The organism is Modicisalibacter sp., from assembly GCF_055145905.1.
The window spans coordinates 161,548-182,632 of record NZ_JBSREH010000016.1 but is presented as its reverse complement, the minus strand read 5'-3'; the positions used below and the strand labels follow the sequence as shown (position 1 = coordinate 182,632).

Genomic DNA, 21,085 nt, shown 5'->3' with positions numbered 1-21,085 from the left:
CCCTGCAGTCAGCGAGACATCATGCGCCAGATCATACTCGACACCGAAACCACCGGCATCGACCCCCGGGAAGGGCACCGTCTCATCGAGATCGGTGCCGTGGAAATGGTCAACCGGCGGCTGACCGGCCGGACCTATCACCAATACATCAACCCCGAGCGGGAGATCGAGGCCGAGGCCATCGAGGTACACGGCATCACCAATGAGCGCGTCGCCGATGAGCCGGTCTTCGCCGAGATTGCGGATGCCTTCTGGGATTTCATCCGGGGCGGCGAGCTGGTTATTCATAACGCCGCGTTCGACGTCGGCTTCATCGACCACGAGTTTTCGATGCTCAACGCCCGGCGCGGCGAGCCGAAGCTCGGCCCGGTCGCCGATCATTGCGGCATTCTGGATACCCTGAAGCTGGCCCGTGACAAGCATCCCGGCCAGCGCAATAACCTCGACGCCCTCTGCAAGCGCTACGCCATCGACAACGGCCACCGCGTACTGCACGGAGCCCTGCTGGACGCCGAGATTCTCGCCGACGTGTATCTGGCGATGACCGGCGGGCAGACAGCCCTGATGCTCGATGCCGACGGCAACGACCACGAAGGGGAGTCGGGCCCCGGCGCCGCCCGTATTCGCCGCCTGAACACGGATCGCCCACCGCTTGCCGTGGTGCGCCCCAGCGAGCAGGAGTGGTCGGCCCATGAAGCCAAGATGGCCGCCATTCGCGACAAGGCCGGCCAGTGCGTCTGGGACGGCGTGAAACAGGCCGACACGGAGTCTCCATGACGTTTCGCCGCGAGCTCGCCGATGCTGAAGCCTGCACGGGAGGACTGCTGATCCGGGTGGACGGCGCCAACGGAATCGCCGCCGGCCCCGACGATCAACCCTTCACCGAAGTGGCTTCCTGGCCGGCCGCAGCGCAGCCCCTGGGGTTCTGGGAGGAGCAGCCGGTCGCCGTGATCGCCGACCCCGAGCCTCGCGACTGGCCCAAGGCGCGGCAGTGGCTGGAGGGCTGGGACGAGTCACGCTTCGCGCTGCTGTCGACGGCTCTGCAGGTCGTCGCCTGGCAGCATAATCACCGTTTCTGCGGGCGCTGCGGGCATCCCCCACGGCGAGTCAGCGGCGAATTCGCCATGCACTGCGATCACTGCGGGCATCGCAATTACCCGCGCATCTCGCCGTGTATCATCACGCTGGTTACCCATGGCGATGACCTGCTGCTGGCCCGCAGCCCTCGCTTCCCCCCAGGGCGCTACTCGACACTGGCGGGCTTCATCGAGCCCGGCGAAGCGGCGGAGGATGCCGTGCATCGCGAGGTGTTCGAGGAGGTGGGCGTCACCATCGGCCGGCTGCGCTACTTCCGCAGCCAGTCGTGGCCGTTTCCCCATTCCCTGATGCTGGGCTTCTTCGCCGAAGCCACCAGCCGGCGCATTCGCATCGATGGCGTGGAAATTGCCGATGCGGCCTGGTTTACCCCGCGTCGGCTGCCGCAGTTGCCACCAAGCTACTCGATATCGCGTGCACTGATCGACGCCTTTCTGGCTGACGCTCACGCTCGCTGAGATCGCACCTGGCCGTTCAGGGTCGCGACGCGGAAAACGATTTCGCGTATAATCCGCGCCCCTGAGTCCGGCGGGCCGGAAGGCTCGCCCCGAGGGTTCCCTCACCCCTCGCGCCATTACCCAAAAAGGATAACCGCCGCATGCTATCGCTGAGTCACGGCCAGTACCGACGCTGCCTGGCCACACTGGCCGCCTTTCACATCCTGGTCATCGCCGCCAGCAACTATCTGGTGCAACTGCCGTTTACCGTTGCCGGGATCCACACCACCTGGGGTGCCTTCAGTTTCCCCTTCATCTTTCTGGCTACCGACCTGACCGTACGCCTGTTCGGCAAGACCTCGGCCCGGCGTATCATCGCCCGCGTCATGCTGCCGGCGCTGGTGATCTCGTATCTCTTGTCGGTCCTGTTCGAGAAGGGAGAATTTCGCAGCCTGGCCGCCCTGGGGACCTTCAACCTCTTCGTGGCGCGCATCGCCCTGGCGAGCTTCATGGCCTACGTGATCGGGCAGTTGCTGGACATCCAGGTCTTCGATCGCCTGCGGCGCAATGCGCGCTGGTGGGTGGCCCCGGCGGTGTCGACGGTGTTCGGCAACCTGGCGGATACCTTCGCCTTCTTTGCCATCGCCTTCCATCACAGTCCCGACGCCTTCATGGCCAGCCACTGGGTCGAGATCGCCTGGGTGGACTATGCCGTCAAGCTGACCATCTCGCTGCTGCTGTTTTTGCCCATGTACGGCCTGCTGCTGGGTGTCATGACACGCCGGCTGCTGTCCTGGGGTGCGCAGCCTGCACGCGAGGGCGTCTGAATCGTCGCCGCCTCGTGGATGCGAGGCGGTCCATCATCCCGCGACCGGAAAGGGAACGCTTCCATGAGTGACACTGTCGAGCTTTATTATCAGGCGGAAGGCCCGGAAGACACACGCCCGCTGGTGATCCTGCACGGCCTGTTCGGCAGCGCCGACAACTGGCGCTCCCATGCCAAACAGTGGCAGCGTCGCCGCCGGGTCGTGGCCGTCGACCTGCGCAATCACGGCCGTTCGCCGCATGTGGCGGGCATGAACTACGCCGCCATGGCCGACGACGTGATCGCCTTGCTGGACCGGCTGCAAATCACGGATTGCGACCTGCTGGGGCACTCGATGGGCGGCAAGGTCGCCATGAGTGTGGCGCGCCTGGCGCCACAGCGTGTCGCATCACTGATCGTGGCCGATATCGCGCCGATCACCTACGCGCATGGCCACGACAGCATCTTCGCCGCCATGCGCCGCGTCGAGCGAGCCCGGCCGGCATCGCGCCAGGAGGCCGACGCCCTGATGGCCGAAGAAATCGAGACCTCGGCCACGCGCCTGTTCCTGGCGACCAACCTGGTCAGGGAAGAAGGGGTCATGCGCTGGCGGGTGGGCCTCGACGAGATAGCGGCCGATTACGACGCCATCGTCGACTTGCCGGCCGGCGAGGGACCCTTCGAGGGCCGTGCGCTGGTGATCCGGGGCTCACAATCCCCGTATGTGCCGGATAGTTCCTTGCCAGCCGTGCGTGAAGTGCTCCCCAATGCCGAGATTGTCACCCTCGAGGCCGGCCACTGGGTACACGCCGAGGTACCCAAGCCGTTCCGCGAGGCGGTGGACGCCTTTCTGGCGCAAGGCGACTGATATCGCGACGGAGCCGGCTCTCGGCCGGCTCCAGGGGGCCTGCTGCAAGCGCCGTCACGGCACATCCAGCTCGACGGCCAGGTTCGACAGCGGGGTGATAGTCTTATGGAGCCCCCGTGCCTTCAGATAACGCTCAAAGCCCCGATAGCGTTCCGGCTGGAGCAGGGCGGGGCGCAACGCGAAGTAGCGCACCACGTTCGGCCAGGCATCGGCATTGGCCTGGGTATCCAGCGCCGGCTCGGCCTTGCGGATCAGATCCCAAGCCTTGTCGGGATGCTGGATGATCCACAGCGTGGACTGCTCAAGCGCCTTCAGGAAGTGCGAGACATCTCGCCGGTGCTGCCCGAGCGTGTCGCGATTGGCGACGATGATCAGGGCATCGTACAACGGCAGCCCGCTCTCCTCGGGCGTCAACTCATGGGTGGCCACACCCTGCTGGGCCAGGCCGTCACGCTCGGTGGGGCGCAGGGGCGCGATGATCGCGTCCACGTCGCCCTCCGCCAGCGCCCGGCCGAGGGCGAAATCGAGCGGCTTGAGCGTAACGTCATCCGGGGTCAGGGGTTGCTGTTCGAGCAGGGCATCAAGATAGACCTGGGCCACGCTTTCGGTAGCGTAGCCGACCGTCTTGCCCTTGAGCTGGGCCAGCGAGTCGATCCTGGCGTCGTCACGCACCAGCAAGCCGCTCAAGGGAAGCGGGATCAACGTGGCAACCCGGACCAGCGGCATGTCCCTGGCCACCAGACGATGCAGGGTCGGCTGCGATGTCAGGGCCAGTTCCGCCCGATTGGCGGCGACCAGCTTGGCCGGTACGCTGGGGTCGGCCGGTGCCGACAGCGTCACGTCGAGCCCCTCGCGGTCGAAGAGCCCGCGTTCCCGGGCGACGATCAGCGGTGCGTGATAGGGATTGATGTACCAGTCCAGCATCACGCGCAGGGTGTGCGTCGGGGGCGGCGTAATCGGCTCCGGCTCGCTGCGGGCGAAGTACGGCTCGTCCGGGGCGGCGAGAAAGGCCGCTTCAGCGCCTTCCGCCAGCTGCCGAATCAGGGGGTTGTCATGAAGGCGCAGTACCGGGGCGGCGTCGCCCGCGGCTACCTGTTGTGCCGAGGCAGCGGCTTCGGCGTCGACCGTGGTCGCCGCCGGCACCGAGGGGCTGATCACCAGCCAGACACTCATCAGGAGTGTCGAAAGGCGTCGCTCCAGCATGAAGGATTCCTTGTAGATCGCGATGAGACGCCCGCCGAGCGGGCGGCGAACCAGTCTATCCTTGCCGCGAGGGAGTGACCAGAACGGGGGCACCTGCTCAGGTTTCTACGACCATGGCATAATAGTGCTCTGTCTGGGCAAGGATCGGCCATGGATAGCGTCAATACCCTGTTTCTCTTCAGCGGGTCCCTGCTGGCCCTGAGCATACTGGCCAGCCGGCTGTCATCGCTGTTCGGCGTACCGCTGCTGCTGGTCTTTCTCGCCCTGGGCATGCTGGTCGGCGAGGACGGCCTGCTGGGCATCGAGTTCGACAACTACCCGCTGGCCTTTCTCATCGGCAATCTGGCCCTGGCGCTGATTCTCCTCGACGGTGGCCTGCGCACCCGGCTCAAGACGTTCCGCGTGGGGTTCAAGCCGGCGCTGTCGCTGGCAACCCTGGGCGTCTTCCTGACCAGCGGCATCGTCGGCCTGTTCGCCATGTGGCTGCTGGGTCTGTCCCCGGCGGAAGGCCTGCTGGTCGGCGCCATCGTCGGTTCCACCGATGCCGCGGCCGTGTTCTCGCTGCTGGGCGGGCAGGGCGTCAATCTCAACGAGCGGGTGGGCGCGACCCTGGAGATCGAGTCGGGCACCAACGACCCCATGGCGATCTTCCTGACCCTGACCCTGGTCGCACTGCTGACCGGCGATATCGGCGGGCCGCTCGATACGCTGGGCATGTTCGTCAATCAGTTCGGGTTGGGGATGGTGGTCGGTGTGGGAGCCGGCTGGCTGATCGCCCGCCTGCTGAGCTGGCTGGACCTGGCCCCCGGCCTGTATTCACTGCTGACGCTGGCTCTGGGGCTTTGTGTGTTCGGCCTGACCAGCGCCTTCGGCGGCAGCGGCTTTCTGGCCATCTACCTGACCGGGCTGATGATCGGCAACCGCCCGGGGCGCCACCTCAATTTCATCCTGCCGGTGCATGACGGCTTCGCCTGGCTGAGCCAGATCGGCCTGTTCCTGGTGCTGGGCCTGCTGGTCAGCCCGCGGGAAATGCTCTCCTACGCGCTGCCCGGCGCCGCACTCTCGTTCGTGCTCATCTTTCTGGCTCGCCCCCTGGCTGTGGTGCTGGCCATCAAGCCGTTCTTCCGCTTCCGGTGGCGCGAGGTGGTCTTCATCGCCTGGGTCGGCCTGCGCGGTGCGGTTCCTATCGTACTGGCGATCTTCCCGGTCATCGGTGGGGTCGAGAACGCGGCGGTCTACTTCAACATTGCCTTCTTCGCCGTGATCATGTCATTGCTGGTCCAGGGCGGCACCCTGTCGCTGGTGGCTCGCTGGACCCGGGTCCAGATTCCAGCGCAAGTCACCCCCAATCGGCGCGGCCCCTTGGGCGTGCTGCCGGAAAACGACTATGAGATGTTCGTCTATCAGGTGGAAAACGACGCCCTCGAGGACGTGCCCATCCGTCTGCTGCGTTTTCCCTCCGGCGCCCTGATCTCCGCCCTATTTCGTCAGCGCACCATGCTGCATCCCAAGGGCAGCACCCGGCTACGTCTGGGCGACGTGCTGTGCGTGATCGGCCGCAGTGCCGATCTGCCGGCCCTCAACCGATTGTTCAATGGCGACGCTCGACTCAAGCAGGAAAGGGCCTTCTTCGGCACCTTCACCCTGGATGGTCATGCGCTGATGCGTGATGTGGCGGATGCCTATGGGCTGACGCTCAGCCCGGGAGAGCAGGAGATGACACTGGGGGAGTTCGTGTCGCTGCGGGTCGGCGGGCATCCCGTGATCGGCGACGATGTCGACTGGCACGGGATCCACTGGGTGGTCAGCGAGATGCAGGGTAACCAGGTAACCCGGGTAGGGCTGCGCCTCTATTGAGACGCCGCCGGGAGCGACTTAGCCGGTGCCGGGGTCTTCCCGGCCGCCGGGTGGGTCGAGCGCGGCCCGGTTCGAAGCCTCGAGACGTGCGACCTCGTCCTGCGCCGCGGCCTGACTGGGAAAGGTACCCAGCGGCGTTCCGGTATCGCTGTCGTAGAGTTCGTAACGGGTGGCGGCGTCATCCGGCGAGGGCCGAAGTTCGCGGACGGCCAGGGCTTGCTGCAACATGGGGCCTCCTACCTGCATGAAGGAATTGCGCTTCCAAGGTGACACGATAGGCGCCACCCCCCGCAACGCGTCCATAACGTGCGTCAACCCGCACGCCGTTCCTCGGCATTCAGCCAGGCGCCGCAGCGCGTGCCGGCGCCGGCCCAGTCCTCGTCGACATGCATGACGAAAACGGCGTCCTCCTGATGGACATGACGCTTGAGCCGGTCGCGCAGGGCTCCGGCATCGCCCTCGGCTTCCAGCAGCCAGAAGCCATCCATGACGGCGACGTGCGGTACGGATTCGAGAATGTCGTAGAACCCGTCGTAGGTATCGGGGCGTTGAAGATCGTAGTTCACTGCGTACACGGACATGCCATCACCTGTAAATCGTTCTGGAATGCATTATTCATGGGTGAACCACCGACGATACAAAGTGTGACACAGGCCGCGCAACCGCCGCCGACGGCTGCCGATGTGTACCATGGTCGCACCCTGACGAAACGACGAGAGAATGACAGTGCCACAAGAGCTTCCCATCGAGGCTCGCCTCGAAGACATCCAGCACGCCCTGCAAGCACGCACCCGGGCGATCCTGGTCGCCGAACCCGGGGCCGGCAAGACCACGCGTGTGCCACTGGCCCTGCTCGAGGCCGAGTGGTGTCGTACCGGCAAGCTGTTGCTGCTGGAACCGCGCCGCGTTGCCGCTCGACTGGCGGCGCGCCACATGGCCGAGCAGCTCGGCGAGCCGGTGGGGCGGACGGTCGGCTATCGCATGCGGGGCGAAACCCGTACCAGCGAGGCGACGCGGCTCGAGGTCGTCACTCAGGGAGTGCTGACACGCCTGCTCCAGGACGACCCCATGCTCGAGGGGGTTGCCGGCCTCATCTTCGATGAGTTCCACGAACGCAGCCTGGAGACGGACCTGGGCCTGTCACTGGCCCTGGACGCCCAGACCGGGCTGCGCGACGACCTGCGACTGCTGGTCATGTCGGCTACCCTCGATGTTCAAGCCTTGCAGGCGGTGCTCGCCGACGCGGCGCTCATCGAGTGCGCCGGGCGCCACTTTCCGGTGACGACGCATTATCGCCCACTCGACTCCCGTGACGACCCGGCCCGGCAGCAGGCCCGGGTAGTGCATGAAGCACTCGACCACGAAGCGGGGGACCTGCTGGTCATCCTGCCCGGCGTCGGCGAGATCCGGCGCCTGGCCCGCGAGCTCGCGCCGCTTCCCGACGGCATGGTGGTACGCGAACTGCACGGGCGGCTGTCGATCGATACCCAGCAGCAGGCGATCGCCCGTGATCCCGAGGGTCGGCGACGCATCGTTCTGGCCACAGCGATCGCCGAATCCAGTGTCACAGTGGAGGGTGTGCACACCGTCATCGACAGCGGTTTCGAGCGTGTGCCGGTCTTCCAGGCTCGTCACGGTCTGACGCGTCTGGCCACACGCCGTGTCAATCAGGCCAGTGCCGATCAGCGCCGCGGGCGAGCCGGGCGGCAGGGGCCCGGCGCCTGCTACCGGCTCTGGGCACGGGAACAGCCGCTGCCGGCCCATGGCGAGCCCGAGATCCAGCAGGCGGACCTGGCACCACTGGCCTTCGAGCTGGCCCGCTGGGGGATCGATGACGCCGACCAGCTCACCTGGGTAACACCGCCGCCGGTCGCCGCGCTGGCGGCGGGGCAGGCCCTGCTGCAGCGCCTGGGCGCGCTGGATGAGCATCGCCACCTGACCGCGCTCGGGCGTGCCTGTGCCTGCCATCCGACGCATCCGCGGCTGGCCGTGATGCTCGAACGCGCCGGACAGCTCGGGGCCCGGCCGTTGGCCTGCTGGCTGGCAGCATTGCTCGAGGGGCGCGGTGTGGCGAATGACGACCCCGATCTGGCGACCGTGGTGGCGCGACGCCCCGCACGTCAGGCGCAGGATCCGACCGGGTCCTGGTACCGCGAGGCCCGGCGTCTGGCCGATCGGCTGAGATGCGGGCTGGCCGTGGACACCCTGGCCCCGCTGGGGAAGCTGCTGGCCATGGCGTACCCGGAGCGGGTGGCGCTACGCCAGGCCCCCGGGCGCTTCAAGCTGGCAGCGGGCAATCAGGCCTGGCTCGATGAGCGCCATCCGCTGGCCCATGCCGAGGCGCTGGTCGCGGTGGAACTCGACGGTCAGGCCCAGGGCGCGCGGATCTTCCGCGCGGCCGAGATCGACAAGGAGTCAATCACCGCGCTTTTTCCCGAGGCTCGTGTCTATCGGCCTCGCCTGACGTGGGACGATGCCGAGGAGCGCGTGGTGGGCGAGGAGGTCAGGGCGCTGGGCGAGCTGATTCTGGCTCGGCGCCCCTTGTTGCGTGAACTGCCCGAAAGCGCCGTGCAGGAGGCCCTGCTGGGGGCGGTCCGGCGGCGAGGGCGCCTGGCACTGAATGGCGAGGCGCTGCAGCTGTGTGCCCGGGTGGCCCTGCTGCGTCGCGAGCTCGGCGACGACTGGCCAGACTGGTCACAGGCGGCGCTGCTGGCCACCCTGGAAGCCTGGCTGACCCCTTATCTCAATGGAATACGCCGACTCGACCGGCTCGATGCGTTGCCGTTCGCGCGGATCCTGCACGACCGGCTCGACTGGTCCAAGCAGCAGGCCCTGGATGGCCTCGCGCCGACCCATCTCCGCGTGCCCAGCGGCTCGCGCGTGCGACTCGACTATACCGGCGATGAACCGGTACTGGCAGTCAAGCTGCAGGAACTGTTCGGCCTGGCGGAAACGCCGCGGCTGGCTGGCGGGCGTGTGCCGGTGCTGCTGCACCTGCTCTCGCCGGCAGGGCGCCCGTTGCAGGTCACTCGTGATCTGGGCAGCTTCTGGGCGCAAGGCTACTTCGAGGTGCGCAAGGACATGCGCGGGCGCTATCCCAAGCACCCCTGGCCCGACGATCCGGCTACCGCCATACCCACGGCGCGGACCAAGCGGCGTCTGTGATTGGTCGAAAGTCGAGGAGCACCGTGCCACGGCGGGGCAGGCAACAGGAACAGGAACAACAAAAAGGGCTGCCGATGGCAGCCCTTTTGGCATGGAGGCGTGTGTCGATATCAGGCAACGTGCCTGGCGATCCAGTTGAGCAGGCTGTCGGCAATGGAGCGTTTCCCGTGCCGCTCACGGTTCTGGCTCCAGACCATGAGGCAGGAAACGACGCCCAACGTCATCAGCAGACCTGCCAGTACCCATTCATTCATGAGCATCACCTCGCTCGTCGGAGGCCTTGTCGCGTTCCACGTAACCATAGCCGAACGCGCCGATGAATATCAACACGAGCCCCATGAGCACGCCCCAGCCGACGCCATCCGTGTTGACGCTCGGGTTGGTGATGACCCAGCCGGCGGTAAAACAGGTGGCCACGACAATGACACCCACGTTTCGCGTGGCCTCCAGGAACTGCTGCCGGGTGGCGTGCGTTCCTGCCTTGCGGTAAGGCGAGGGATTGGCCCGCTTGGCCTGCTCGCGAAGGATCAGCCGCTTAAGCCGCCTGCGCATGCGCCCGGGTTTCTGCATGACCGGCTCAGTAAAGTTGTGGGGCTTGTGTAGGGATTGGAGTGTAACAGGGTGGTGGGGCAGCCCGAAACGAAAACGCCCCGAGACCAGTAAGTGACTGAAATCTCGGGGCGTCATGTTCGAAGTGGCGGAGGGACAGGGATTCGAACCCTGGGAAGGCGTTAACCTTCGCCGGTTTTCAAGACCGGTGCATTCAACCGCTCTGCCATCCCTCCGGCTCACGGCGCTGTATATTACCACTTTTTCTTTTGGCGTCAACTCCTTCGGTGATTTACGTCGCCCCGATTTCGATTCCCAGCAACGAGAGGCAATATCGAGATGGTTTTTTATCACGGGGTAGGCGCAGCACCGACAGGACTGCTACGTTGAAACTGGGTGGCCGGGACGGCTGCCTGCAACCGAAGGACATCCTCGACAAGGAGACGATCATGAACCGTGATCAGGTCAAAGGTAACTGGAATCAGGTGAAGGGCGAGGTCAAACGCCGCTGGGGCAAGCTCAGCGATGACGACCTCGATGTGGTCGACGGTGAGTATGACAAGCTGGTCGGCAAGCTGCAGGAGCGCCACGGACTGGAACGCGAGCAAGCCAAGAAGGAAGTCGATGCGCTCTACGACACGCTTTGATGCGTTGCGCTGCCAAGGAGAAGGCCATGCCCACTGAAACCCCGTACAACGACACGCTGTTCATCGAGAAGGGCTCCGGCGAGCGCCTGGGGCCCTTGCACGGAACCGTTGAAGCCGATCGGGTCATTGTCGAGGCCATTCACGAGATTGCCTCGGGCGATGTACTGATTCACCGGCGTTCCGACCAGAGCGATACACGCCTGACCGTGACCGAACCGGGCTTTCAACCCGAGATCGGCGATGTTCCCGCACATTATGCAGCGCTCGTCACCAGGGCGGAGTGACGCTGTTTCTGGCGTTATCGACACGCCATGACCCGGCACAAGGAGACCGCCATGGAAATTACGCTACAGAATGCCGGCGAGCCCGGTAGCAGCTTTCATGAAACCGCTGCCGGCGAGACCGGTACGGCCCTGCGCAAGACCGGCAGGGACTTCATCGGCTCCCGGAACCTTTCCGAGAATCAGCTGCTTGCCATGCAGCGTGATGATCCGGAGGCCTTCGAGCGTCTGGAGGCGGAAATGACCGAGCACGCACTGCAGGTCAACAATGTTTCCCCCGATGCCGGCATCGCCCTGAAGCTCAATCTGGCGGGCGACAAGGCACCCTGAATCGCCGTGGGCGATCGTTATCCCGGCACGCGCCGTGTGTGTCGGGATCCCCCTGACGCTGCGCCGTTCCGGGGCCGAGCCAGGCTTGCGCAGGGAACCGCGAGTGGGCATGCTAGGTCCAATTATTGCCGTTATAAAACGACAGGAGCCGACCCCATGGCCTATCCCTCCTCGCATGCGACAGACCGCAGTCAGTCGGTACTGGCGACCAACAAGACACTGCGCAACACTTACCTGCTGCTGGCAATGACCCTGCTGTTCTCGGCGGTGACGGCCGCCGGCGCCATGGCACTGGGCATGGGCCAGATGAACATCCTGATCTTCTTCCTGGGCGCCTACGGTCTGATGTTCCTGGTGCACAAGACCGCGAACTCGGCTGCCGGGCTGCTATCCATCTTTGCTTTCACCGGCTTCATGGGCTTCACGCTCGGGCCGATCCTGAACCTCTATCTCTCGATCCCCAACGGCGCCCAGCTGGTGATGACAGCGCTGGCCATGACCGGTGCCACCTTCATCGGCCTGTCCGCCGTGGCGCTGGTGACCCGCAAGGACTTCAGCTTCCTCGGCAACTTCCTGATGGCCGGCGCGATCGTGCTGGTCATCGCGATGGTCGTGGCGATGCTCTTCAACATCGGTGCGCTGGCCCTGGCCGTCTCCGCTGGCTTCGTGTTGTTCTCCTCGGCGGTCATTCTCTACCAGACCAGCGAGATCGTGCACCGTGCCGGCGAGACCAACTACATCCTCGCCACGGTGACGCTCTATGTCTCTATCTATAATCTCTTCCTCAGCCTGCTGTCCCTGCTGGGGGTGATGAGCGACGACTGACGCTTCCCGGAGCGCGTCAAGTTCGGCCCCGCCCTTGTCGGCGGGGCCATTGCATTGAAGGAAGGCAGGAGAACGAGAGTGGCGAGCGAACAAGGCAAGCTGCGTTATGCACTGGTCGTGCTGGGCGCCCCCTACAGTCAGGCGGCCACCCATTCCGCCCTTCGCTTCGGCGAGGCACTGATCACGCAGGGCCACCGTCTGGATACCGTGTTCTTCTATCACGATGGGGTCTACAATACGTCGCGCCTGGCGGCGCCGCCCCAGGACGAGCCCCACCTGGTCGATGCCTGGGTGCGCCTGGCGAACGAACAGGGGACGGAGCTGCTGGTCTGTGTGGCCGCTGCGCTGCGCCGGGGCCTGCTCGATGAACGCGAGGCACAACGCTACGGCAAGCCCGCCTTTTCGGTCGAGCCGCCCTTCGTTCTCGCCGGGATCGGCCAGCTGGTCGAGGCGGGTATCACCCACGATCGTATGGTGACCTTCGCCCCCTGAGGAGCCCACATGAGCGACGACACCGCTGACAGGCCACTGCTGGTGATTCTGCGTCATGCACCGCATGACGGCAGCTGGTTGCGTGAAGGGCTGGACGTGGCCCTGGTCGCCGCCGCCTTCGGCCGCACGGTTACACTTCTGTTCATGGGGGACGGCGTCGAGGCGCTGCGCCCGGGGCAGACGGCGGGGCCGTTGGGGCAGAAGGGGACGCATCCCACCCTCGACATGCTCGCCATGTACGATATCGAGGATCTGCGTGTCGACGCGATCTCGCTGGCCGAGCGTGGGCTGTCCACGGCGGAACTGCAATGGTCGGCGACGCCCGTGACCGCCGAGCAGCTACCTGCCGTGATCGCGTCGGCTGCCCCCGTCTTCAATTTCTGACTCCGGGCACGGGAAAGCGCCATGCTACTGCACCTACTCAACCGCTCCCCGGCCGGCAGCCGTCTGCCCGAAGACGTGCTGCGCGCCATGGGCCCCGACGACCGCCTGCTGCTCATCGAATCGGGTGTCTATGGGGCCGTGTCGCCCCAGGCTGACTGTTTCAAAACGCTGAAAGGGCGCTGTTACGCGCTGCAGGACGATCTGTCGGCCCGCGGCCTGGCCGAGCGCCATGCCGACTGGATCATTCCCGTGGACATGGCCGGCTTCGTGGCCCTGACCGCCGAAACCCAACGCACCGTGAGCTGGTACTGATGGCAACCACAAGCATCGCCCGCCACCTTGACGTCGGGGGCCGCACCGTGGCGCTCGACCCCGAAGGCTATCTGGTTGACCTGGACGACTGGACGCCTGCCGTCGCCGAAGCCCTGGCTGCCGAGGAAGGCCGCACGCTCACCGCCGAGCACTGGGAGATTCTCGACCTGCTGCGCGAGTTCTATCGACGCTACGAGATGGCCCCGGCCATGCGTCCGCTGGTCAAGGCGGCTGGACAGCAGCTCGGGCCGGAAAAGGGCCGCTCACTGCATCTGATGCGGCTGTTCCCGGAAAGCCCCGCCAAGGTGGCGGCTCGGCTCGCCGGATTGCCCAAGCCCACCAACTGCCTCTAGGATCATGAATTTCCTGGCGCATGGCTGGCTGGCCCGGGGCGGTTCGGACGACTTCCTCTATGGCAACCTGATCGCCGACGGCGTCAAGGGAAGCGATCTGCAGGCCTGGGATACCCCCGTCGCCGCAGGCATCCGCCATCACCGTCGGGTCGACGCCGGCGTCGACCAGCATCCGGTGGTGCACCAAGCGCGGGCTCGTGCACCGCGTGACGGGCGACGCTATGCCGGCATTGCGCTCGACATGGTCTGGGATCACTTTCTGGCTCGTGATATCGCCGACCCGGCGCTGATCGAACGTTGCTATCGGGTGCTGGAGCAACGCCCCGCACCGGACAGACTGGCGGGCATGGTGCCCGTCATGATCGCCGAGGACTGGCTGTCGCGTTACGCCGATCTTCACTTCACCTGTCGGGCCCTGCAGGGAATCGGCAACCGTCTCCGCGGGCCGAACCGGATGGTCGAGCTGGCGGAGTGGATCGAGGCCGATTACGCGCGGCTCGAGCGCGATTTCGCCGAACTCTGGCCGGCGCTGACACAAACGCTCGCCGTCTGAAGCGACAAGCGCGACAGCCGGTGGGTCAGGTGCCGTCGGCTCGCGTGCAGACCGAGAGCACCGTGGCATCCTGTTCGCTCAACGAAACGAGAGCATGCCCCATGTCGCTGTCGAAATAGATGCTGTCACCCTGGTCGAGGCGCACGGGTTCATAGAACTCGGTGTAGAGCATGATGCTGCCATCGAGCACGATCAGGAATTCCTCGCCGTCGTGACGGACCCACTCGCTGAACGCCGCGAAGTCGCGGGCCCGGACGATGGTCTTGAAGGGAATCATGCGCTTCTGCGCCAGCTGATGGGAGAGCAGCTCGTGCTCGTAGGTGGGGGTGGGGTGACGCTGCCCGTCGCCGCCGCGCGTCAGGTCCCGGCGCCCCATGGTGCGGGTCTGGGCCCGGGGCGCGCTGAGCAGCTGCGGCAGGTCGATGTCCAGACCGCGAATCATCTTCTGCACGGCCGTGAAGGTCGGAGAGATCTGGTGGTTCTCGATCTTCGAGAGGGTCGAGCGTGCCAGCCCGGTTCGCTGGCTGACATCCTCCAGCGTCCATTGATTGGCCAGACGAATCTCCTTGAGCCGCTCGCCCAGCTGCAGGGGTTCGACGAAGGGCTTGCGCCCGGAAGCGATGCGCAGTGCGGCATCCTGATCGGTGTTTGACATGGTGGCTGTTCACGATAGGAAACTTAGTTTCCTCGATGCTACCACAGCCCGGCACCCATTCGCTGCCGAATCCCGCTATTGGCATGACCACGAACGACCATGGCGCCTCGGCGTTTCCCGATTTCGGGAAACGCCAATTCACCCCTGCGTGAAAGGCTGGCCCAGCAGGGCACGGACATGCGATGTGGCGCTGCGACCCAGCGCCTCGAGCGAGTAACCGCCCTCGAGCACCGAGACGAGGCGGTTCTGCGCGTGGACACGAGCGACATCCATGATCAGCGTGGTGATCCAGTGGTAATCGACATCGTCCAGGCAGATGTCCGCCAGGGGATCGTCGCGATGCGCGTCGAAGCCGGCCGAGACGAGAATCAGCTCGGGGCGATGGGCCTGCAAGGCGGGCAGCCAGTCGCGTTCCACCAGCCGCCGGAACGCCGGACCATCGCACCCGGGCTCGAGCGGCGTGTCAATGACGTTGTCGAAACTGGCACGCAGGTACCGCCAGGGATAGAAGGGATACTGATAGCTGGTGCACACAAGGGTGTCGGGATCACCGCCGAAGATGTCGATCGTGCCGTTACATTGGTGGACGTCGAAATCGATGATGGCCACCCGGCGGATACCGTAGCGCGCCCGGGCGTGGGCGGCGGCCACGGCGACATTGTTGAAGAAGCAGAAGCCCATCGCCTCGCTGATCTCGGCATGGTGGCCCGGCGGGCGCACGGCGCAGAAGACGTTGTCGGCCTGGTGGCGCATCACCCGATCGACCCCGGTGATGGCCGCGCCGGCAGCGAACCGGGCCGCCTCGAGGCTGTCGGGGTTCATGAAGGTGTCGTTGTCGAGGTTGATCAGCCCCTGCTCCGGGACGCAGCGTTTCAGGGCCTGCAGATGACGCGCCGGATGGATGCGCGTGATCTGTTCGTCGGTGGCGGGGCGGGCCTCGGACTGCATGGTCTGCTGGAGCACGCCGGCCAGCGCCATGTGGGCACGAATGCTTTCCAGGCGCTTGGGACTTTCCGGATGTTCCGGCCCCATGTGATGCAGATCACAGTGCGAATGCGTGATGAAGGCAGTGATCATGGGGGTCTCCGGCTGAAGGCCATAACAAGGTAATGGTCGGCGAGGCTTGCACGACACTGTCAATAAGTCGTACACAGGGAACAACCTCGGGGCAAGGGAGACACTCGTGAGCACGCGCTTCTTGCGGTATTTCTTCGAACCGCGCTCCATCGCGGTCATCGGTGCATCGGAAAAGACCCACTCGATGGGGGGGCTGGTGATCGGCAACCTGACCGAAAGCCAGTTCCCCGGCACGATCTGGGCGGTCAACCCCAAGGGGTATGCGTCCGTTCACGGCCGCACCTGCGTCAGGCATGTCGCCGACCTGCCCGAGGTGCCCGACCTGGCGGTGATCTGCTCGCCGGTCGATACCGTGCCGCAGCTGATCGAGCAGCTGGGCCGCTTCGGCGTCAGGGCGGCCATGGTGCTCTCGGGCGGCGCCTACCTGGATGATGCCGGACGCGACGGCGGCTCGATTCGCGAACGCATGCTGGCCGCGGCGCGGCGCTCGGGCATTCGCGTGCTGGGCCCGGAGTGCATGGGCATGATCGTTCCGGGACGCCGGCTCAACGCCAGCTATGCCAGTCAGCCGATCAAGCGCGGGCGCGTGGCCTACCTGGGCCAGTCCGGGATGCTCGGCAACGCCATGATCGACTGGGCGGCGGGGCGGGGCATCGGCTTTTCGCACCTGGTGACGCTCGGCGACAGCGTCGACGTGATGCTCCCCGACCTGATCGACTACATCAATCAGTACTCGCCCTGCCAGGCCATGCTGCTGCACCTCGAGCGCATCCACGATGCCCAGCATTTCATGACCGCGCTGCGCGACACGTCGCGCAACCGCCTGGTGCTGGCGATCAAGAGCGGCCGCACGCCGCAGTCCGATCTCGCCGCGGTCGCGCCGACACCGGGCGTGGCCAACCGCGATGTGATCATCGATGCCGCCCTGTCGCGGGCCGGGGTGGTCCGGGTGGACGATTCCGACGCGCTGTTCGACGCTCTCGAGACGCTGACCCGGATGAAGCCGCTGCGCGGCGACCGTCTGGCCATCGTCGCCAACGGGCTGGGGCCGGCCCTGCTGGCCATCGACAAGCTGGTCAGTGCCGGCGGGCGTCTGGCCGATTTCACGGCGGAAACACGCGAGGCGCTCACCGCCGGAGAGTTCGACCTCAGCCTGCCGGGGCGCAACCCGGTGGACCTGGGCGGGCATGCGACCCCCGAGCGCTTCGTCGAGGCGCTGGAAATCGTCGCCGCCGACGCCAATACCGATGCCGTGCTGGTGGTCCATGCCCCCACGCGACTGGCCCCGTCGCGCACCACCGCCCAGGCCCTGGTCGCCAATCGCCGGCGCTTCAAGCGCAATCTGCTGACCAGCTGGATGGGCCTCGAGGAAGCGCTGAGCGCCCGCCACGAATGCAACCTGGCGGGGATCCCGACGTACATTTCGCCCGAGAAGGCCATCAAGGCCTTCATGCACATGGTCGACTACCAGCGTGTGCAGGCGCTGCTGCAGGAAACACCGCCGAGCCTGCCGTTCACGACCACACCGGACATCCGAACCCGCTGCCATCGCCTGATCGAGGAAGCCAAGGCCGGCAACCGCGATCGCCTGACCCATCGGGAGACCGCGGAGGTGCTGGCGGCCTACGGCATCCCCGCGGCGCCGAGCCGCTACATCGCAACCCCCGAGGAGGGGGCCGAAGCCGCGGCCCAGCTGGACGGCCGCATGGCCCTGAAGGTGGTACACGACCACAACTGCGTGCCGTTTCGCTATCGCAGTCATCCCCACAAGCTCTCCGCCGGCCTGCTGCAGGACCTGGAGAGCCCGGAGCAGGTGGCCGACGGCATCCGCCGTCTCGGCGACAAGGTTCGCGAGAAGTTTCCGGAAAGCCGTATCCACGAGTATTGCCTGCAGAGCATGCAGCGCGGCAAGCACTCCATGCAGCTCTGCGCGGGCATCACCCGGGACGCGACCTTCGGTCCGGTCATCGTGTTCGGGATCGGCGGCTACAAGGTCAACGTGCTCGCCGACCGCCATGTCGCGCTGCCGCCACTGAACATGACCCTGGCCGACGAGCTCATCCAGCGCACCCACGCCGCACGCCTGATCCATGAGCATTCCCGCGACCCCGAGCGCGATATCGACCGGCTCTGCCAGCTGCTGGTCAAGCTCTCGCAGATGGCCTCCGACCTGCCGGAACTGCGTGGTCTCGAGCTCAACCCGCTGCTGCTCAACCGCGATGGCCTGGTGGCCGTCGACTTCGCCATGGACCTCGGCAGGCCGGCGCGCCATGCCATCATGCCTTATCCCGAGGAGCTGCGAGAGTGGGTCACCCTCAACGACGGCATGCCGGTCGAGATCCGTCCGATCCGCGGCGAGGATGCCCCCCTGATCACCAGCTTCCACGCCCAGCTTTCCGAGGAGAGCATTCGCTATCGCTACTTCCACAACAAGGCCGACCTGACCCAGCGCGACCTGTCACGCCTGGCCCAGATCAACTACGACCGCCAGATGGCCTTCATCGCCGAGCATCAGCGCGATGACGGCAGCAAGGAGATGCTGGGGGTCGTCCGGGTCTGGAACGACCCGGACAACATTCGCACCGAGTTCTCGATCATCATCCGCGACGACCTGCACGGCCACGGGCTGGGGCGGCTGCTGATGGAGAAGATGATCCGCTACTGCCGGGGGCTCGGCACCCTGGAAATGATCGGCAAGATCATGATAGACAACGGCCCGATGCGCGCCCTGATGAAGCAACTCGGCTTCACCTGCCGCTACAACATGGAGGAGCAGGTGGTCGACGCTGCCCTGCGACTCAACGAACCCACCAGCGACTGGCAACGCCACCGTCTGGAAAACCCAAGGGTCTGAGGACCTCGCTCGTCGCACAGGCGCATGGTTGAGCCAGTGTTTTTTTGAACCGTTGATCAATCATCAGCTATTCTGATTTGAAGCCCTTTCAATAAGAATGTATGATGCGCCGTAAATTATAAGTAATCGTTATGAGAGCAGGGATAAGCGATTGCAATGCAGAATCCATTGCCATCGCCTATCCCGCGACGAGACAGGTCACGACGAAAACAGGCGAAGTCGATGAGCGAATCCCAAACGACCAAGATCCAGGTACGCGGCCTGAGCAAGGTCTTCGGCAGCCAGCCGAAGAAGGCACTCGAGTTGCGCGACCAGGGCCTGAAGCGGCCCGAGATCCTCGAGAAGACCGGCCAGACCCTGGGCCTTTCCAACATCAGCTTCGACGTCAAGGAGGGCGAGCTGCTGGTGATCATGGGGCTGTCGGGCTCCGGCAAGTCCACCCTGATCCGCTGTCTCAACCGGCTGATCGAGCCCACCGAAGGCGACATCATCATCGATGGGGAAAACATCCCCAAGCTCAACGAGAAGGAGCTGCTGCAGTGTCGCCGCAGGCACTTCTCCATGGTCTTCCAGAATTTCGCGCTGTTTCCGCATCGCACGGTGCAGAACAACGCCGAGTACGGCCTGGAGATCCGCGGGGTCGACAAGGCCGAACGTACCCAGAAGGCCCGTGACGCCCTGAAGCAGGTGGGGCTGGATGGCTGGGAAGACGCCATGCCGAGCCAGCTGTCCGGCGGCATGCAGCAGCGCGTCGGTCTGGCCCGCGCGCTGGCCAACGATTCCAGCGTGCTGCTGATGGACGAGGCCTTCTCGGCCCTCGACCCGCTGATCCGCAAGGACATGCAGCAGGAGCTGCTGGAGCTGCAGCACCGGATGAAGAAGACCACCATCTTCATCACCCACGATCTCGACGAGGCCCTGAACATCGGCGACCGCATCATCCTGCTCAAGGATGGCGAGATCGTGCAGATCGGCACGCCCGAGGATATCCTCACCAACCCGGCCGACGAGTACGTGGCTCGCTTCATCGAGGGGGTCGACATGTCGCGCATTCTGACCGCGCGGCATGCCATGCGCCCGGTCCGTGCCACGGCGCGCGAGGACGACGGCCCGCGCACGGTGCTGCGCAAGCTCAGCGAAAACGGGCTCGACTCCATCTATGTCACGACACGCGAGCGCAAGCTGCTCGGCCTCGTGGACGCGGATGCCGCCGACCAGGCCGCCAAGGACGGGGAGCAGTCCATCAAGGCGATCCTGCACGACGACTTTCCGCGTGTCGGCCCCGATGAACCGTTGAACAACCTGTTCGCGATGTTCAATGAAAAGAGCCGCCCCATCGCCGTGGTCGACGAGAATCAGCGCCTGCTGGGCGTGGTGGTGAAGGGCGCCGTGCTGGCGGAACTGGCTGAATCTGGAGAACGCTGATGGCTATCGATATCCCCCGTCTTCCGCTCGGCGACTGGATCGAGGGCGGACTGGACTACCTGACGACCCAATTCTCCGCGGTGACACGCGGCATCTCCCATGTCACGCAGGGCGGCATCAACTCGCTCAACGATGCGCTGATGTGGATGCCGGCCTGGTCGCTGATCGCGCTGATCGCGCTGCTGTGCTGGCGAATGTCCAGCGTTCGCCTGGCCGTCGGCTCGGCACTCGGCCTGGCGCTGATCTGGAATCTGGGGCTCTGGGACCCGATGATCGAGTCGCTGACGCTGGTGGTCATCGCCACCCTGGTGGCCGTGGTCATCGCGCTCCCGCTGGGCATTCTGGCGGCGATTTCCAACCGCTTCTACGCCATCATCATGCCGGTGCTGGACTTCATGCAGACCATGCCGGCCTTCGTCTACCTGATCCCGGCGATCCCGTTCTTCGGCATCGGCTCGGTGTCGGCCATCTTTGCCACGGTGATCTTCTCCATGCCGCCGGCGATCCGCTTCACCACGCTGGGGATTCGCCAGGTGCCCAAGGAGCTGATCGAGGCCGCCGACGCCTTCGGCTCGACCCGTAGCCAGAAGCTCGTCAAGGTTCAGCTGCCACTGTCGCTGCCGACCATCATGGCCGGCATCAACCAGACCATCATGCTGGCCCTGTCGATGGTGGTCATCGCCGCCATGATCGGCGCCGACGGCCTGGGCAACGAGGTCTGGAAGGCGATCCAGCGCCTGCGTCCGGGCGACGGCTTCGAGGCGGGCATCGCCGTGGTCATCCTGGCCATGGTTCTGGACCGGCTGACCCAATCTTTCCGCAAGACCAAGAAGGCGCAGTAAGACGCCATGTTCGTGGCCGATCCTCCGATCGGCCACGAGGCGGCTCCGCCGGCCGGGGCCGTCGTCATTCTCAAGA

General features: G+C 65.4%; 25 protein-coding genes and 1 tRNA gene. 18 read left to right on the top strand and 8 right to left on the bottom strand.

What is annotated here, in order from left to right; genetic code table 11:
- The first annotated feature begins 21 nt into the window (after positions 1 to 21).
- The 4 genes from dnaQ (at position 22) to ACTCB7_RS06415 (ending at position 3,205) form a co-directional block, all read left to right on the top strand.
- Entirely contained in the window at positions 22 to 777 is a 756-nt protein-coding gene (gene dnaQ, locus ACTCB7_RS06430; RefSeq protein WP_463006005.1) for a DNA polymerase III subunit epsilon, read from the top strand.
- Entirely contained in the window at positions 774 to 1,553 is a 780-nt protein-coding gene (gene nudC / locus ACTCB7_RS06425) for an NAD(+) diphosphatase (RefSeq protein ID WP_463006004.1), read from the top strand. Before dnaQ ends, nudC begins: the two co-directional genes overlap by 4 nt.
- A gap of 140 nt (positions 1,554 to 1,693) precedes the next feature.
- Entirely contained in the window at positions 1,694 to 2,359 is a 666-nt protein-coding gene (locus ACTCB7_RS06420) for a 7-cyano-7-deazaguanine/7-aminomethyl-7-deazaguanine transporter (RefSeq protein ID WP_463006003.1), read from the top strand.
- A 63-nt stretch (positions 2,360 to 2,422) separates the two neighbouring features.
- The gene (locus ACTCB7_RS06415) at positions 2,423 to 3,205 is read left to right on the top strand and encodes an alpha/beta fold hydrolase (protein WP_463006002.1); all 783 of its coding nucleotides are present in this window, start codon (positions 2,423 to 2,425) and stop codon (positions 3,203 to 3,205) included.
- 54 nt (positions 3,206 to 3,259) lie between these two features.
- On the opposite strand, the gene ACTCB7_RS06410 is transcribed toward ACTCB7_RS06415, so the two are convergent.
- Entirely contained in the window at positions 3,260 to 4,408 is a 1,149-nt protein-coding gene (locus tag ACTCB7_RS06410) for an ABC transporter substrate-binding protein (protein WP_463006001.1), read from the bottom strand.
- A 150-nt stretch (positions 4,409 to 4,558) separates the two neighbouring features.
- Here ACTCB7_RS06410 and ACTCB7_RS06405 point away from each other — a divergent pair, with 150 nt between their 5' ends.
- Positions 4,559 to 6,265: a potassium/proton antiporter gene (locus ACTCB7_RS06405; protein WP_463006000.1), complete on the top strand. Its 1,707-nt coding sequence runs from the start codon at positions 4,559 to 4,561 to the stop codon at positions 6,263 to 6,265.
- 18 nt (positions 6,266 to 6,283) lie between these two features.
- Here ACTCB7_RS06405 and ACTCB7_RS06400 read toward each other — a convergent pair whose 3' ends face one another.
- Complete coding sequence (locus ACTCB7_RS06400) at positions 6,284 to 6,493, bottom strand: hypothetical protein (RefSeq protein ID WP_463005999.1); 210 nt, start codon at positions 6,491 to 6,493, stop codon at positions 6,284 to 6,286.
- Between the two features lie 83 nt (positions 6,494 to 6,576).
- A complete protein-coding gene (locus tag ACTCB7_RS06395) occupies positions 6,577 to 6,846 on the bottom strand; it encodes a hypothetical protein (RefSeq protein WP_463005998.1) in 270 nt (89 codons plus the stop codon).
- A 139-nt stretch (positions 6,847 to 6,985) separates the two neighbouring features.
- Here ACTCB7_RS06395 and hrpB point away from each other — a divergent pair, with 139 nt between their 5' ends.
- On the top strand, positions 6,986 to 9,430 hold the full coding sequence (gene hrpB / locus ACTCB7_RS06390) for an ATP-dependent helicase HrpB (protein ID WP_463005997.1): 2,445 nt from the start codon (positions 6,986 to 6,988) through the stop codon (positions 9,428 to 9,430).
- Positions 9,431 to 9,540: 110 nt separating this feature from the next.
- On the opposite strand, the gene ACTCB7_RS06385 is transcribed toward hrpB, so the two are convergent.
- From ACTCB7_RS06385 to ACTCB7_RS06375, 3 genes are all read right to left on the bottom strand, one after another.
- On the bottom strand, positions 9,541 to 9,684 hold the full coding sequence (locus ACTCB7_RS06385; protein ID WP_463005996.1) for a hypothetical protein: 144 nt from the start codon (positions 9,682 to 9,684) through the stop codon (positions 9,541 to 9,543).
- Positions 9,677 to 10,000: a hypothetical protein gene (locus ACTCB7_RS06380; RefSeq protein ID WP_463005995.1), complete on the bottom strand. Its 324-nt coding sequence runs from the start codon at positions 9,998 to 10,000 to the stop codon at positions 9,677 to 9,679. The genes ACTCB7_RS06385 and ACTCB7_RS06380 overlap by 8 nt, the downstream gene beginning before the upstream one ends.
- Before the next feature lie 125 nt (positions 10,001 to 10,125).
- A tRNA-Ser gene (locus ACTCB7_RS06375) sits at positions 10,126 to 10,215 on the bottom strand.
- A gap of 150 nt (positions 10,216 to 10,365) precedes the next feature.
- On the opposite strand from ACTCB7_RS06375, the gene ACTCB7_RS06370 reads away from it, so the two are divergent.
- From ACTCB7_RS06370 to ACTCB7_RS06330, 9 genes are all read left to right on the top strand, one after another.
- The gene (locus ACTCB7_RS06370; RefSeq protein ID WP_463005994.1) at positions 10,366 to 10,626 is read left to right on the top strand and encodes a CsbD family protein; all 261 of its coding nucleotides are present in this window, start codon (positions 10,366 to 10,368) and stop codon (positions 10,624 to 10,626) included.
- Between the two features lie 26 nt (positions 10,627 to 10,652).
- On the top strand, positions 10,653 to 10,910 hold the full coding sequence (locus ACTCB7_RS06365) for a hypothetical protein (protein WP_463005993.1): 258 nt from the start codon (positions 10,653 to 10,655) through the stop codon (positions 10,908 to 10,910).
- A gap of 51 nt (positions 10,911 to 10,961) precedes the next feature.
- A complete protein-coding gene (locus tag ACTCB7_RS06360; RefSeq protein ID WP_463005992.1) occupies positions 10,962 to 11,237 on the top strand; it encodes a hypothetical protein in 276 nt (91 codons plus the stop codon).
- Between the two features lie 156 nt (positions 11,238 to 11,393).
- Positions 11,394 to 12,062 (top strand): Bax inhibitor-1/YccA family protein, encoded by a 669-nt coding sequence (locus tag ACTCB7_RS06355; RefSeq protein WP_463005991.1) that lies wholly within the window; start codon positions 11,394 to 11,396, stop codon positions 12,060 to 12,062.
- A gap of 99 nt (positions 12,063 to 12,161) precedes the next feature.
- Positions 12,162 to 12,554 (top strand): sulfurtransferase complex subunit TusD, encoded by a 393-nt coding sequence (gene tusD, locus ACTCB7_RS06350; RefSeq protein ID WP_463006023.1) that lies wholly within the window; start codon positions 12,162 to 12,164, stop codon positions 12,552 to 12,554.
- Positions 12,555 to 12,563: 9 nt separating this feature from the next.
- Positions 12,564 to 12,938 carry a DsrE family protein gene (locus tag ACTCB7_RS06345; RefSeq protein ID WP_463005990.1) on the top strand — a complete coding sequence of 125 codons (375 nt, stop codon included), beginning with the start codon at positions 12,564 to 12,566 and terminating at the stop codon, positions 12,936 to 12,938.
- Positions 12,939 to 12,959: 21 nt separating this feature from the next.
- Complete coding sequence (gene tusB / locus ACTCB7_RS06340) at positions 12,960 to 13,250, top strand: sulfurtransferase complex subunit TusB (RefSeq protein ID WP_463005989.1); 291 nt, start codon at positions 12,960 to 12,962, stop codon at positions 13,248 to 13,250.
- Complete coding sequence (locus ACTCB7_RS06335; protein ID WP_463005988.1) at positions 13,250 to 13,603, top strand: TusE/DsrC/DsvC family sulfur relay protein; 354 nt, start codon at positions 13,250 to 13,252, stop codon at positions 13,601 to 13,603. Before tusB ends, ACTCB7_RS06335 begins: the two co-directional genes overlap by 1 nt.
- Before the next feature lie 4 nt (positions 13,604 to 13,607).
- The gene (locus tag ACTCB7_RS06330; RefSeq protein ID WP_463005987.1) at positions 13,608 to 14,156 is read left to right on the top strand and encodes an acyl carrier protein phosphodiesterase; all 549 of its coding nucleotides are present in this window, start codon (positions 13,608 to 13,610) and stop codon (positions 14,154 to 14,156) included.
- Between the two features lie 25 nt (positions 14,157 to 14,181).
- On the opposite strand, the gene ACTCB7_RS06325 is transcribed toward ACTCB7_RS06330, so the two are convergent.
- Positions 14,182 to 14,811 carry a helix-turn-helix domain-containing protein gene (locus ACTCB7_RS06325; protein ID WP_224414906.1) on the bottom strand — a complete coding sequence of 210 codons (630 nt, stop codon included), beginning with the start codon at positions 14,809 to 14,811 and terminating at the stop codon, positions 14,182 to 14,184.
- Between the two features lie 138 nt (positions 14,812 to 14,949).
- The gene (locus ACTCB7_RS06320; RefSeq protein WP_463005986.1) at positions 14,950 to 15,888 is read right to left on the bottom strand and encodes a histone deacetylase family protein; all 939 of its coding nucleotides are present in this window, start codon (positions 15,886 to 15,888) and stop codon (positions 14,950 to 14,952) included.
- A gap of 106 nt (positions 15,889 to 15,994) precedes the next feature.
- Here ACTCB7_RS06320 and ACTCB7_RS06315 point away from each other — a divergent pair, with 106 nt between their 5' ends.
- The 3 genes from ACTCB7_RS06315 (at position 15,995) to ACTCB7_RS06305 (ending at position 21,009) form a co-directional block, all read left to right on the top strand.
- On the top strand, positions 15,995 to 18,742 hold the full coding sequence (locus tag ACTCB7_RS06315) for a bifunctional acetate--CoA ligase family protein/GNAT family N-acetyltransferase (RefSeq protein WP_463005985.1): 2,748 nt from the start codon (positions 15,995 to 15,997) through the stop codon (positions 18,740 to 18,742).
- 222 nt (positions 18,743 to 18,964) lie between these two features.
- Positions 18,965 to 20,167, top strand: coding sequence for a quaternary amine ABC transporter ATP-binding protein (locus ACTCB7_RS06310; protein ID WP_163648620.1), 1,203 nt, complete (start codon positions 18,965 to 18,967; stop codon positions 20,165 to 20,167).
- A complete protein-coding gene (locus tag ACTCB7_RS06305) occupies positions 20,167 to 21,009 on the top strand; it encodes an ABC transporter permease (RefSeq protein WP_463005984.1) in 843 nt (280 codons plus the stop codon). The genes ACTCB7_RS06310 and ACTCB7_RS06305 overlap by 1 nt, the downstream gene beginning before the upstream one ends.
- Positions 21,010 to 21,085: the final 76 nt, after the last annotated feature.